13 protein-coding genes are annotated in these 14,297 nt (G+C 34.9%); 2 read left to right on the plus strand and 11 right to left on the minus strand.

Features of this window, described 5'->3' with window-relative positions; genetic code table 11:
* Nucleotides 1-53: 53 nt before the first annotated feature.
* From ACNC7R_RS20020 to ACNC7R_RS20040, 5 genes are all read right to left on the minus strand, one after another.
* Complete coding sequence (locus tag ACNC7R_RS20020) at nucleotides 54-962, minus strand: pseudouridine synthase (RefSeq protein ID WP_417942785.1); 909 nt, start codon at nucleotides 960-962, stop codon at nucleotides 54-56.
* Nucleotides 963-1,178: 216 nt separating this feature from the next.
* Nucleotides 1,179-2,138, minus strand: coding sequence for a geranylgeranylglycerol-phosphate geranylgeranyltransferase (locus ACNC7R_RS20025; RefSeq protein WP_417943203.1), 960 nt, complete (start codon nucleotides 2,136-2,138; stop codon nucleotides 1,179-1,181).
* Between the two features lie 32 nt (nucleotides 2,139-2,170).
* Nucleotides 2,171-3,109, minus strand: coding sequence for a mevalonate kinase (locus ACNC7R_RS20030; protein ID WP_417942786.1), 939 nt, complete (start codon nucleotides 3,107-3,109; stop codon nucleotides 2,171-2,173).
* Between the two features lie 34 nt (nucleotides 3,110-3,143).
* The gene (locus ACNC7R_RS20035; protein WP_278011947.1) at nucleotides 3,144-3,494 is read right to left on the minus strand and encodes a four helix bundle protein; all 351 of its coding nucleotides are present in this window, start codon (nucleotides 3,492-3,494) and stop codon (nucleotides 3,144-3,146) included.
* Between the two features lie 25 nt (nucleotides 3,495-3,519).
* A complete protein-coding gene (locus ACNC7R_RS20040; RefSeq protein ID WP_417942787.1) occupies nucleotides 3,520-4,611 on the minus strand; it encodes a diphosphomevalonate/mevalonate 3,5-bisphosphate decarboxylase family protein in 1,092 nt (363 codons plus the stop codon).
* Between the two features lie 145 nt (nucleotides 4,612-4,756).
* Between ACNC7R_RS20040 and ACNC7R_RS20045 the strand changes: the two genes are divergently transcribed.
* A complete protein-coding gene (locus ACNC7R_RS20045; RefSeq protein WP_417942788.1) occupies nucleotides 4,757-5,233 on the plus strand; it encodes a TspO/MBR family protein in 477 nt (158 codons plus the stop codon).
* A gap of 115 nt (nucleotides 5,234-5,348) precedes the next feature.
* Nucleotides 5,349-6,284: a tetratricopeptide repeat protein gene (locus ACNC7R_RS20050; RefSeq protein WP_417942789.1), complete on the plus strand. Its 936-nt coding sequence runs from the start codon at nucleotides 5,349-5,351 to the stop codon at nucleotides 6,282-6,284.
* Here the strand turns inward: ACNC7R_RS20050 and ACNC7R_RS20055 are convergent.
* The 6 genes from ACNC7R_RS20055 to ACNC7R_RS20080 form a co-directional block, all read right to left on the minus strand.
* Entirely contained in the window at nucleotides 6,268-6,999 is a 732-nt protein-coding gene (locus ACNC7R_RS20055; protein WP_417942790.1) for a hypothetical protein, read from the minus strand. The genes ACNC7R_RS20050 and ACNC7R_RS20055 overlap by 17 nt on opposite strands.
* A 100-nt stretch (nucleotides 7,000-7,099) precedes the next feature.
* Complete coding sequence (locus ACNC7R_RS20060) at nucleotides 7,100-7,747, minus strand: HAD family hydrolase (protein ID WP_417942791.1); 648 nt, start codon at nucleotides 7,745-7,747, stop codon at nucleotides 7,100-7,102.
* A 5-nt stretch (nucleotides 7,748-7,752) separates the two neighbouring features.
* The gene (locus ACNC7R_RS20065) at nucleotides 7,753-8,961 is read right to left on the minus strand and encodes an NAD(P)/FAD-dependent oxidoreductase (RefSeq protein WP_417942792.1); all 1,209 of its coding nucleotides are present in this window, start codon (nucleotides 8,959-8,961) and stop codon (nucleotides 7,753-7,755) included.
* 82 nt (nucleotides 8,962-9,043) lie between these two features.
* The gene (locus tag ACNC7R_RS20070; protein WP_417942793.1) at nucleotides 9,044-9,721 is read right to left on the minus strand and encodes a glycerophosphodiester phosphodiesterase; all 678 of its coding nucleotides are present in this window, start codon (nucleotides 9,719-9,721) and stop codon (nucleotides 9,044-9,046) included.
* Between the two features lie 257 nt (nucleotides 9,722-9,978).
* Nucleotides 9,979-11,856, minus strand: coding sequence for a glycoside hydrolase family 13 protein (locus ACNC7R_RS20075; protein ID WP_417942794.1), 1,878 nt, complete (start codon nucleotides 11,854-11,856; stop codon nucleotides 9,979-9,981).
* Between the two features lie 218 nt (nucleotides 11,857-12,074).
* On the minus strand, nucleotides 12,075-14,183 hold the full coding sequence (locus ACNC7R_RS20080) for a glycoside hydrolase family 97 protein (RefSeq protein ID WP_417942795.1): 2,109 nt from the start codon (nucleotides 14,181-14,183) through the stop codon (nucleotides 12,075-12,077).
* Nucleotides 14,184-14,297 lie beyond the last annotated feature (114 nt).

A 14,297-nucleotide genomic window follows, 5' to 3' on the forward strand; every position in this document is an offset into this window, starting at 1 on the left:
AAAACCTGTTTCACTTTGTTTGAAACAGGTTTTTTAGTTATTCAGAATATCTTTTAAACGTTTTTTAAATTGATAATTTCCTGATCTGTCAAAAAGCGCCAGTTTCCTCTTGGCAGGTTCTTTTTGGTCAGACCTGCAAAAGATACACGGTCAATACGCAGGACATTATATTCAAAACTTTCAAAAATGGAACGAACTACTTTTACATTAGCAGTACGCAATTTTAGACCTACTTCACTTTTTGGCTCATTGTCAATGTAGCTTATTTCCTCTACAAAAACACGGTGTCCATCCAAAACCAATCCCTTGCTGATTTTTTCCAGATCCTCATATTTCAGGTTTTTATCTAATGAAACCTGATAGATTTTAGATGATTTCTGATTCGGTAATGTAAACTTACGGATCATATCATTATCATTTGTAAACAATAATAATCCGGTGGTGTTTTTATCCATTCTTCCAACCGCAGATATCTTAGCGTTTGTAGCTCCACGCACCAATTCCAAAACATTACGATATTCCTGTCCTTCGTCTAATGCCGTCGTAAAGTTCTTTGGTTTGTTTAGTAATATATATTCTTTCTTTTCAGGAGTCAGGATAACACCGTCAAAATTCACAACATCATTTAATTTTACTAAATACCCCATTTCAGTTACCGGAACCCCATTTACTTTTACGTTTCCGGACTGAATGTATATATCTGCATCACGACGTGAACAGACACCCGAATTCGAAATATATTTGTTCAATCGAATTTCGTCTGAAGCTTTTTGTCTTTTTGGAGCCTGATTCTGTTTTTTAAATTTTGCTGCTTTTTCTTCTTCCGCAGCCTTAACAGCAGGGTTCACTTTTTTTGGCCCTTGCGCACGCTTTGCCATAGGAGGTTTCGGCTTGCCTGAGTTTGACCTTGAGCTGTTTGGTCTCGATCCGCCTCTTTTATTATTGCCTTCCTTGTTGTTCATAAATTCTGTAATTTGTGCAAAGATAGTTTATTCCTCCTAAATAATCTTAAGTTGAATGTTCTTAGATTGATAGCAATACGGTTTTGGTGAGTCAGGAGCTTACAATTGGCATTTTTTAATCATTATAAAGGATGTCTCACAGAAGATTCACAAAGGTTAACATTAAGTTTTGCAAAGTTTCTGGAATAAATTTCTGAAAATTTCTACGAAATAAACCTAAAAATTAGAAATCAATTGCTTTCCGTGCCACAATACACTTGGATTAATCAAGACAATGCAAAAAACACCCGAAACAATCAAAAATTTAAGCATATTATGAAGCAGTAAATATTGCTCTTTAGAATTTGATTTCCATAAATACAACAGAAAAAAAAGTAATGCCATAAAACACACATAGAAATAGATATCCATATAGCCTACATCATAAACATTGATCAATATGTACACGGGAAGTATGGTCATAAAGGTTAAAACTGTAATGATCTGCTTTGAGACCCTTTCGCTGTAAAGAATTGGAATAGTCTGGTAATTATTAGCTAAATCACCTTTTAAATTCTCAAGATCTTTTATCATCTCCCGAATTAGCAGCAGTAAAAATAAAAACATTGCATGTGCTGAAATTACTGCAAAATGACTTCTGTGGTTCTCAATTTCGTTAAATGAAATCTGGTGGTAAAAAAAGTAAAGCAGAATGGCAAAAAAAGGCAGAACAGCCAGAAAAGCCGCTGTCAGATTTCCAACGATGGCATACTTTTTAATTTTATGCGAATAAAACCAGATTAGGAAAATATAAGCTGAAAAAAATAAGGAAGCACGCCAGGAAACGATTAAAGCTGTCAGAACGGCCATAAAGTTCAGGGAAAAGTAAACTGAAAGTTTTGTTTTCTGACTGACCAGACGATCCAGCATCGATTTGTTCGGTCTGTTGATCAGGTCTTTCTGGCTGTCATAAAAATTATTGATAATATAGCCAGAAGCAATCGTAACGGCAGACGCAAATACAATCAGAAACAAGTAGGAATCAAGTAAAATATCGAGCGCTCTTTTCTCCGGAGCTAATATAAAAATAGCTGATAAATATTGTGCCAACACAATAATCGGAATGTTGTAACCTCTTACTACAGAGAACAGACTGACAATTTTCATTACTAAAAGTTTGTGCTGCCTGCTTAACATCATACCGGTTTATAGTTTGAAAAAAGGTTAAATTAGAACTGATACACCACTTCTAATTTATAATCTTTTAAGGAAACCTTAGCGCGCTCCAGATCTTCAGTAAAACCCAGAATATAACCGCCGCCGCCAGAACCGCAAAGTTTTAAATAATAATCGTTGGTATCAATTCCATGCTGCCAGATTCCGTGAAACTGCTCCGGAATCATAGGCTTGAAATTGTTTAAAACGACTTTTGAAAGCTTTTTAGTATTAGTAAACAATGATTTCATGTCGCCGTGCAAAAAGTTGTCTACACAGGCATCGGTATATTTTACAAATTGGTTTTTTAGCATCGCACGGAAACCTTTGTCTTTTAGGTTTTCCATAAAAATATTGACCATCGGAGCGGTTTCACCCACAATTCCTGAATCTAATAAGAATACAGCTCCTTTTCCGTCAAAACTCTGGGTTGGAATTCCGGTTGCTTCGATATTATCTTTAGAATTAATTAAAATCGGAATGCTCAAATAACTGTTTAATGGATCCAGACCAGAACTTTTTCCGTGGAAAAAACTCTCCATATTTGCAAATATGTTTTTTAGCTGCAATAATTTTTCACGTGTCAGATTCTCAAGAACGGTAATTTTATCAGTAGCATATTTATCATAAATAGCCGCCACCAAAGCACCGCTGCTTCCCACACCGTACCCTTGCGGAATACTGGAATCGAAGTACATACCCGTTTCAACATCGCTTTTAAGAGAAGGAATGTCAAAAACAACCAAATCAGGCTGTTCTGTTTGTAAGTTTTCCAGGTAAACGGTATAACGTTTTAAACTTGCATTTGAAGCAATGGCCTCTACAGAAGGATTTTCATCTCTCTTCAGGGCGCCATTATAAAAATTATAAGGAATAGAAAGTCCTTTAGAATCGCGGATGATTCCGTATTCTCCAAAGAGTAATATTTTTGAGTAAAATAATGGTCCTTTCATAATTGAAAATTAATAATTACCAGTTGATAATTAATTATATGTTTTTAGAAGTTTTAATAATGCTTGTAAGCAATCGTAATAATTCTATTATTTTTGGTTTTATATTTTGAAACTCTACATCCGAAAGATATTTTGTTTCATACAACAAATCTAACCAATATTCTGTTTCGTTTGCTTCTTTTAATGAAATAGATAATTTATGGATAAAATCTGCTTTACTTTGAGCATGTTCAGATTCTCTTACATTGGCACCAATCGAGGTTCCGGATCGCAAAACTTGTCTGGATAATACGAACTCTTTTTTCTCACTTAAAACTTTATAAAGATTAACAATGTCAATTGCAAAAGCAAAAGATTTTTCTTTAATAATGTTTTTCTTCTCCATAAAGTTAGTGATTAATTGACAATTATCAATTATCAATTATTAATTGACTTCCCGCTCCAATTTCGTCGCAAATATACTGACCATTTTGACAAAAGCCAACTAATTCGTTCTTAATAAATTGCAATACTTTTTCTTTTACATTTTCAGGATAAAGCACATGCACGTTTGCACCGGCATCAAGGGTAAAACAAACCGGAGTTTTTGTTTCGTCCCTAAATTTCCAGATGGCGTTGATAATTTGTAATGTGTTTGGCTTCATCAGGATGTAATAAGGCATTGAAGTCATCATCATGGCATGCAAAGTCAGAGCTTCACTTTCTACAACTTTGATAAACTCTTCTACATTTCCACTTTCGAAAATAGCGATTAATTGATCCAGATTCTCGTGTGCCTGCGCAAAACGGCTGTAGGCATACGGATGATGGTGCATCAAATCGTGTCCAACGGTGCTTGAAACCTGTTTTTCGCCTTTATCCACTAATAAAATAGTATCCTGATAATGATGGAAATTTTCATGAATTGCATGCGGAAATTCAACCCCAAATAAATCAGAGCTTCCTTCGATATTTGCCTGATTTCCCCAAACGACTACATTTCCTTTTACGCTTCGGCATGCACTTCCTGAACCTAAACGGGCTAAAAATGATGCTTTCTGATAAAAATAATCATCTGTCATTCCTGGGTTTAGCTTTCTTTCTAAACTCATAAAATTCATTGCCAGAGCTGCCATCCCGGATGCTGAAGAAGCAATACCTGAACTGTGCGGAAAAGTATTATGAGTATCAATGGTAAAATGATAGTCTTTCAAAAACGGCAGGTAAACCTCAACTCTTTCTAAAAACTTCTGAATTTTCGGTTTGAAATCTTCTTTTGGTTTTCCTTCAAATAGTAAATCGAAAGAAAAAACATTCTTATTTTCTTTCTTTTCAAAAGCAAGTTTCGTAATCGTTTTGCAATTATTCAATGTAAAACTCACAGAAGGATTTGCCGGAATCTGGTTGTCTTTTTTTCCCCAGTATTTTACCAATGCAATATTGCTTGGAGCACTCCATTCAAAGTTTCCGTTTTCAATTGTTGAAGAATATGTTTTAGGAATAAAATCAGCTGCTGTAAACATGAATTATAAAATTTTGACAAAGATAACTTTTTCACCATATAAGTTATATAAGAAATATAAGCAGCTTTTACTAAAATGAAGTTATATAACTTATATGGTTTGAAATTTTTCTTTTTGACTATTTTTGATTCAAAATTTGATTATCATGAATAAGTTCGTAAAAATAGCAATAGCGTTAGTAGTTTGTTTAGCAGTAGGATATTCTGCCAGTATGGTAACAAGACCCAGTGTGGCAGAGTGGTATCCAACAATTAAAAAGCCCTTTTTTAATCCGCCCAACTGGATTTTCATGCCGGTCTGGACTTTGCTTTATGTCTTTATGGCCGTTGCCGCCGGATTGGTCTGGGATAAAATAAAAGAGCAGAATGAAGAAGTAAAAAAAGCTTTAGGTTTTTTCATAATTCAGTTAACACTTAATGCAGTATGGTCTTATTTATTCTTCGGATTAAAAAACCCGATGCTCGCCTTAATCGAAATCGCCCTTTTATGGCTGATGATTTACGAAACGTATTTAAAATTTACCAAAATCAATAAAACGGCCGGTTATTTATTGATTCCGTATTTGGCCTGGGTTGGATTTGCAGCGATTTTGAATGCGAGTATCTGGTGGTTGAATAAGTAGTTTTTGTTTCAGGTTTGTTTTGTTACAGGTTTAATCAACGCGTTTATACTTTATGAATAGATTTAATTTTTTTGTTATTGTCTTGGTTTTAATGTCTTTTAAAACCTTTGCCTGTTTGAATTGGGAACTAAAAATATTAAAAAATAAAGTTGAAATTTACCGTGACCGTACGCATCAATATGTCCCTTTCGGCCATCAATTCAAAATTAAAGATTTTCCGGCTTTAATTTGGGATCTTGAAAAAGGATATGAAAAAACAAAAGACATAGATTATTTGTCTGATAAGGGCTATGTTTTAATTATTCAGGGAAAATATCAGGAAGCCTTAAAATTATATTTAGAAATTGAAAAAATAAAACCAAACAGATATTCAACAGCTTCTAATCTTGGAACTCTTTATGAGTTAATGGGAGAAAATCAAAAGTCTTATGAGTGGATTAAAAAATCAATTCTATTAAATCCTGAATCTCACGAAAGATCTGAATGGCTTCACCTTAAAATTTTAGAAGCCAAGATTCAAAAACTGCAAAATCCGTCAGGACAATTTTTTATCAATACAAATTTTGGTTCGGAAGTTACTCCAAAAACCAAGCTTTCCTACAAAGAATTGGATAAATTGAAACATTCATTGTACTTTCAGTTAAACGAAAGGATTTCGTTTATAAAACCGAAAGATCAAATTATTTCAGTTTTATTGTTTGAATTGGGAAATATTACAAATGTAATGAGCGAGTATAATTATAAAGACGCTTCCGAAATATATTTACTTTCAAAACAATATGGATTTGAAAATGAATTACTTAACGAAAGACTTATTTTGTGTTTAAAACAGATTTCTAACTATTGTTCTCAACAGGGAAAGCAAATTGATGAAGTTGTAGTTGAACTAACACGTAAGAACAATATTTTAAATTGGCGATTATCGAAAAAGAATGAGAACTTAACTTTAGTCTTAATCTGTGTCATTATTTTTTCTATTCTATTAATTGTTTGTTTGGGTGTATTTTTCTTAAAATGGAAAAAACTTAAAAAGTCTATTTCAACTTCTTAAACTCTTCATTTTTAGCATACAAAAAATCCATCGTAGCCAGAATATTTGGATTTTCTAAAAAGGTTTTAGATTTTGGATCGGCATTGCAGAATTCAATAAAAAGCGTTGTTTCTTCGGGCTTTAATTTCAGATCTTTTGTCAAAAAATCAGGAGGCAATGTGCTTTTTACAAGTAAACTGAAATTGATTTTTGGACTTTCCTTTTTAGGCGTTTCTTCTTTTTTGAATAAATTCCGAATTTGTTTTCCAAGGTAAATAAAATCTGTTCCGAGGGGCATAACTGCTTCTTTATAACCAGCAATTTTTAATCCCTCTTTTGATTTGTGAGCGTTTAGCTTAATCTGTTCTATTTCTTCTTTAGTCAGCCAGACTGTTTTTGATTCGTTATTCAAAACGACAACTTCTTTCAGCTCTTCCGGTTTGGCAATCATATTGACTTTAAAACGATTGGACTGAATGTTTTCTGCTGTAACTTTTAATCTTGTAAATAAAAAATCTTTTGAGAAGAAAAGCAGACTGTCTTTTATATTTACAGCAATTGAAAATTCGCCCGATTCATTTGTTCTGGTGCTGATTTTAGCAGTTTTGTTGATTACTTCTACATTTTTAAGCGGAAGATCCTGAGCAACTACTTTGCCATGAAGCAATTTTTCAGTTTGTGAAATAGATAACTGATAGGTGAAAAAAGAAATTGTGGTAAGTAATTTTACTCTCATACAGAATTAATTAGCTGAGAGTAAAATTATTAGAATCGTCTTAATGAAAACTTATGAATTGTGTAAATTCTTGTTAATACTTTAAATTCAAATTACGGTTTTACAATAACTCCATTAATTCTGAAGCCTTGGTCACAACCACTTTTGCTCCGCTGTTTTTCAACTCTTCCTGAGTTCTGTAACCCCAGGTAACGCCAACAGGAAACATATTTGCGTTTACTGCTGTCTGCATATCGATATCAGAATCGCCGACAAAAAGGATTTCTTCCGGTTTTAAATTCCATTTTTTGCTGATTTCGACCGCTTCAAACGGATTTGGTTTTTTAAGCGCTTCTGTACTCAGACCAACTGCAGCATCAAAGTGATTTGGAAATATTTCAGAAGCTATTTTCTTGGTCAACTCATCTGCCTTGTTGGAGAAAACCGCCATTTTGATATTTTGTGAAGCCAAATTATCCAATAATTCGACAATACCTTTATATGGTTTTGTTTTCAACGTACAGATTTCACGATATTCATTAACCATACTTGCAAAACAAATTTCGATTTGTTCGTCTGAATTGTTTGATGCGGGCAATGCTTTGCTGACTAGATTTCGTAAACCGCTGCCGATAAAATATTGATAGGTATCGTAAGTATGAGTTGGAAAATTTAGCCCTTCAAGTACTTTATTCATCGCATCTGAAATGTCTTCTAATGAATTGACTAATGTGCCGTCTAAATCAAAAATAATTCCTTTGAATTTCATTTGTATTACATGTTTTGAGCCAGAATAAACCCGCTTGTCCAGGCATTCTGAAAATTAAATCCTCCTGTTATAGCATCGATATTGACAATTTCTCCTGCAAAATAAAGGTTTTCGTGAATTTTGCTTTCCATCGTTTTAAAATTGATTTCCTTTAAATCGATTCCGCCTGCGGTTACAAATTCTTCTTTAAAAGTACTTTTCCCGTTCACTTTAAATTCGGCTTTTGTCAATTGTGAAATTAGATTCTGCAATTGATTTTTAGATAAATCGGCCCATTTGGTTTCTGCATCAATTCCAGAAACCAAAACCAGACTTTCCCACAAACGATTTGGAAAGTCAAAAGGCGATTTTTTAGAAACCGCTTTTTTAGCATGCTCCTGTTTTAAGTCTTTCAGGATTTTTTCGGCATCTTCGTAATCAATATCATTTAACCAATTTATGGAAATCGTAAACTGATAATTTTTATCATGTAAAATACGTGCGCCCCAGGCCGAAAGTTTCAAAATTGCGGGTCCGCTCATTCCCCAATGCGTAATCAATAAAGGTCCTGTCGATTCAAGTTTAGTATCTTTTACATTTACAGTAACATGTGCGGCAACTCCTGGCAATTCTTTGATTCGGGAATCTTTGATATTGAAAGTAAACAACGAAGGAACCGGACTTACAACAGCATGCCCGTGTCCCTGAAGCATTTCCCAGATTTTCGGATTGCTTCCGGTTGCCATAACTAATTTTTCAGTAGCGTAATTTTCGGTTTGTGTGTCAATTTTCCAGTGATTTTCTTTTTTAAAAATCGATTGTACGCTTTGTCCTGTCAATACTTTGATACCTAATCTTTCGGTTGCTTTTAAAAAACAATCAATAATAGTTTGCGAGGAATTTGAAACGGGAAATAGTCGCCCGTCTTCTTCGATTTTTAATTCAACACCGTGTTTTTCGAACCATTCGATTGTATCGCCTGAGCAAAATTGATGAAATGGACCGCGAAGTTCTTTTTCGCCCCGAGGATAAAATTTGACCAGTTCATTAGGCTCAAAACACGCATGTGTCACATTGCATCTTCCGCCTCCGGAAACGCGGACTTTAGAAAGCACTTCTTTTCCTCTTTCTAAAATGGCAATTTTTAGTTTTGGATTTTTCTCAGCAATATTAATTGCGGTAAAAAAACCTGCAGCGCCTCCGCCAACGATGATGATGTCGAAATTTTTAATCATATTTTTTTGTTCACCGCAAATTCACGAATTTTTTTTCTCATAGATTGTAAAAAAAAATAAAATCGTGAATTCGTGGCTATTATTATATTTTATCTGGATTATCAGAGATAATTCCGTTTACGTGATAACTTTTTACTTTTTGGATGTCTTCTTCGGAGTTTACTGTCCAGGGGAAAACTAAGAATCCTTTTTTCTGAATTTCCTGAACTTTTTCTTTATTCAATAACTGAAAATCAGGATGAATGGCTTTTGCTTTTATGGTTTCAGCGAAAGCCAAAGCCATATCAAGATCTTCCTCCGTTAAAACACCAATCGGAATATTTGGATTTAGGTTCTGAACTTCTTTTAAAGCATTCCAGTCAAAACTAGAAATGATAAAATGTTCGTAGTTCCAGCTTTTTTTATTGATGTATTCTTCAATCAATGAAACCACATTTTTTGAAGTATCGGCATTTTTTAACTCCACGTTGATGAAGCATTTTTTATCTACTAAATCAAAAACTTCGTTTAGAGTAGGAATTTGAAATTTTCCAGCGATTCTAAATGACTTTAATTCGGCTAAAGTATACGAGTTGATATCGCCTTTTCCGTTGGTCATTTTATCGATGGTTTCATCGTGCATGACGATGAGATGTCCGTCAGCGCTGAGATGAACGTCAAGTTCGATTCCGTCTGAATGTAAGTCTAAAGCTTTTTGAAAAGCCTGAAGCGTGTTTTCGGGTTCGTATGCTTTGGCACCTCTGTGAGCTATTTTTAGCATATCTGTAAAATTTAATCGCAAAGGTCGCAAAGTTTTACGCAAAGGTTGCAAGGAATTTATTAAAAAATTAAAAGCCACAACCCGAGCGATATCGAACAAGTGAAGCAATTCAAGAATTTTCTATTCTCAATGATTGTCAAAAAAAAAAAAATGATAAAGGATCGTAAAAAAAGATTAAGTTTCTCACAGATTTGGCAGATTGAGCAGATAATTAAAATGAATATGACGAATCCCCAAAATCTGCAATAGAAAAAATATTATTCCAATTCTAAAACTACGGCTGATTTTGGTTCCAGCGTAATTTCAGAAACTAAATCAAACGTTTTTCCCGTGATAACATCTTTTCCTGATGTATAGTTTTTAATGTTTTCTTTGAAACGGTTTGTTTTTACAACCTGCTCTTTTGCATTGTTATTGAAAACTACCATTACGGTTTTAGCATCGGTATATCTGAAATAAACATACGTATTGTTTTCCGGAATATAATGTGTCATTTTTCCGGAATGAACTGCTTCATTTGTTTTTCTCCAGTTAAATAATTTCGAACTGAAATCAAAATAAGCAGCCTGTTCAGCCGTTCTTCCTGCTGCCGTAAAAGCGTTGTTTTTGTCACCAGCCCAGCCACCCGGGAAATCCTGACGAATATCGGCATCTCCGCCTTTTCCTTTATCTCCGCCCATTCCAATTTCGGAACCGTAATAAATCTGTGGAATCCCGCGAACAGTAGCCAGTAAAGTCATGGCGAGTTTGTATTTCGCCAGATCATATTTAAAAATATGATTCATACGATCTGTGTCATGATTTTCGGCAAAAACCAGCAGATTGTTTGTGTTTGGATATAAATAATCCATCGCAAAATTATTGTAGAATTTAATCAGACCTGCGTCCCATGCAGGCGTATCGTCGTTGAAAACTGAACCAATCTGACTTTGAAGCGTAAAGTCCATTACACTTGGCAAATTCGAGTTGTAGTTCTTTATCGCTCCAATTTTGCTGTCTTTCTGCCAATACGCCAGACTCGCCTGATTGTGCATCCAGATTTCACCCACAATATTAAAATTTGGATATTCATTCGTAACCGATTTTGCCCAGTTTGCCATTGCCGCGGGGTCAGAATAATTATAAGTATCTACTCTGAATCCGTCAAGATCAGCAAATTCAATCCACCAGATGGCGTTTTGAGTCAGATATTTTGCTACTAAAGGATTTCTAAGATTCAAATCCGGCATTGAAGGTACAAACCAGCCATCAATACAAATTTCCTGATCGATTTTAGAAGCGTGAATATCTGTTATTACTTCACGTCTGTGATGTGTCTGCGTGAAAGTTTCGAATTGATTGAACCAGGTTTTGGTTGGAATATCTTTCATCATCCAGTGTGTAATTCCCCAATGATTGGTCACATAATCCATAACAAGTTTCATGTTCTTTTTGTGCATTTCTGCTGATAAACGAGCGTAATCGTCGTTTGTTCCGTAACGCGAATCAATTTTGTAAACGTCTGATTGTCCGTATGTATGATACGAATGTTGTTTGTCGTTGTCTTCGCATAAAGGCGTACTCCAAATTGTGGTTGCTCCAAGAGAAGAAATATAATCCAGGTTCTTGATAATTCCCTCGATATCTCCACCGTGACGTCCGCCCGGCAAAGCACGATTTCCTTTTTCAGTTAGTGAAGCATTGCTATCATTTTTAGGATTTCCGTTAGCAAAACGATCCGGCATAATTAGGTAAATCAGATCTGATGCATCATAGCTTTTTCGGTCAGCCGAATTGGCTCTTCTTTCTTTAAGGGAATATTTTTGTGTAAAAGCGACTTTATTTTTGGTTTTGAAAGAGAAAACCAATTCAGAAGCTTTTACGTCTTTCGTATCAATAGTTACAAAAAGGTAATTTGGGTTTTCGGTTTTTTCTACATTTTTAATCGCAATATTATTTGATACCGAAGTTTCATACTGCGAAATGTTTTTTCCGTAGAACATAATCTGTAGTTCCGGATTTTTCATTCCGGCATACCAAAATGGTGGTTCTACTTTCTGGATTTGCGCTTTCGCGGAAGCGGAAAACAACAAACCCAATAAAACTAATTTATAGATATGTGGGTTTATTTTGAATGTTGTTTTTGGATTTTTCATAGTTTGTCTTTTTTGATTCGATTTCCTGCAAGGTTTCCAAAACCTTGTAGGTTTTCTACAGCTTTACTCAATATTATACCTACAAGGTTTTGAAAATCTTGCAGGACAAGTATGCTGATGTAATACCTAACAGGTTTTTGAAACCTGTTAGGATATGTTTTAATAACTAAAAAAAAAGACAAGCAATCTAGGGGGAAAATCACTTGTCTTTAAAAAAATTATTTGGTTTCAATTATGCTGATTGCATAACCTCCGCCCGGAGCTGATAACTGTGATAATTTTGATTTATTGGTTACAGCAATTTTCTTAATTGTATACGCCTGCGGATTAGTTTTGTAATGTGCATCTTTTGCATCAGCATAAATTGTTGCGGTATATTTTTTACCTTTTTCAAGGAAACTGAAATCGATGTTTGAGGTACGCGGCGTTTCACCGTTTACGTTTCCAACGAACCAGTTGTTTGTTCCTTTTGCTTTACGGGCAACCGTAACAAAATCGCCCGGCTCAGCTTCGATATATTTGCTTTCTGACCAGTCTACCGCTACATCTTTTATGAATTGAAAAGCATCCGGAAAACGGTTGTAATTCTCCGGAGTATCAGCCGCCATTTGCAACGGGCTGTACATAGTAACATATAAAGCCAATTGGTTTGCCAATGTACTGTTTACATGCGATTTGTTATCAGGATTCATTTTGCTGATATCCATTTCGAAGATTCCAGGCGTATAATCCATTGGTCCTCCTATTAAACGTGTAAATGGTAAAACAGTAACGTGATTTGGTTTAGAACCTCCAAAAGCCTGGTATTCTGTTCCTCTTGCTGCTTCGTTTCCAATTAAGTTAGGATACGTTCTCGCAATTCCGGTTGGGCGAACTGCTTCATGAGCATTTACCATAATTTTGTAATCAGCTGCTTTTTCAATAGCATATTGATAGTGGTTTACAATCCATTGGCTGTAGTGGTTTTCACCTCTTGGTAAAATATCACCTACATAACCACTTTTTACAGCATCGTATCCGTTATCGTTCATGAATTTATAAGCAGCATCCATGTGGCGCTCGTAGTTACGAACAGATCCAGAAGTTTCATGGTGCATGATGATTTTTACTCCTTTTGATTTTGCGTATTCGTGTAAACCTTTTACATCAAAATCAGGATACGGAGTTAAGAAATCAAAGACATAATCTTTAGAATGTCCGAACCAGTCTTCCCAGCCTTCGTTCCAGCCTTCAACCAAAACAGCGTCAAAACCGTGCTGTGCAGCAAAGTCAATGTATTTTTTTACGTTATCATTATTTGCTCCGTGCGTTCCGTTTGGTTTTGCTTTTGAGAAATCAGAAACGCCTAGCTGAACCGTTGGGAAATCGTTTGTGTATGACCAAGAGCTTTTTCCTGTAATCATTTCCCACCAAACACCCACATATTTAACCGGTTTAATCCAATAAGTATTCTCGATTTTTGAAGGATCATTTAAGTTATACGTCATTTTTGAAGCTAAGATTTCTCTAGCATCATCGCTCACGATAATCGTTCTCCAAGGCGAGTGACTTGGCGCTTGCATGTATCCTTTATCTCCTTTTGCATCTGGCGTTAACCAAGATTCGAAAATCATGCTTTTGTCATCAAGATTCAAGTGCATACAAGAATAGTTGATCAAAGCTGCTTCATGAAGGTTGATATAAATTCCGTCATTTGTTTTTAACATCAAAGAAGTCTGAACTCCTGTTGGTGAAAAAGATTTTTGTGAAACGTTTGCTGTATAGGCTTTTTCAGATAAACCTCTAATTTCAGATAATTTCGATTTTGTATAATCATATTCCTGAGTGTCATAATCTCCGGGAATCCAGAAAGCTGTATGGTCTCCCGCCATTGCAAATTGAGTTCTCTCTTCTTTAATAACAAAATAAGTAAGGTTCTTTTGAGCCGGGAATTCATATCTAAATCCAAGTCCGTCATCAAACAAACGGAAACGAATTATAATCTTTCTGTCGGTGCTTTTTTGGTTTAAAGTTACCGCAAGTTCATTATAATGATTTCTGATGTGATCTACTTCTCCCCAAACTGGTTTCCAGGTTTCGTCAAAAGTTGAAGTTTTAGTATCAGCAATTGTAAAGTCGTTTAATAAAGATTTTTTGTCATCTTTAAGTTCAAGACCTAATTTACTCGTTTTTATAACTTCTTTGTTTTTGTATTTCAGGTTGTAAGCTGGAGTTCCGTCATTTTGAAGCGAAAATTCCATTACGAACTTCCCTTCCGGTGATTTTAATTGCTGTGCATTTGTATTAAATGCGAACAAGATTAAACTTGCGAAAAATAAGTTTTTCATAATTAATAAGTTTTAAAGTGAAACACAGATTTCACTAATTAGCACAGATTTATTTCGAAAATAACATCCTTTTTTGTCATTTCGACCCTAGGGAGAAATCACACTAGAAACTCG

The sequence above is a fragment of the Flavobacterium adiutor genome (assembly GCF_048282555.1).
In the GTDB taxonomy this organism is placed as follows: domain Bacteria; phylum Bacteroidota; class Bacteroidia; order Flavobacteriales; family Flavobacteriaceae; genus Flavobacterium.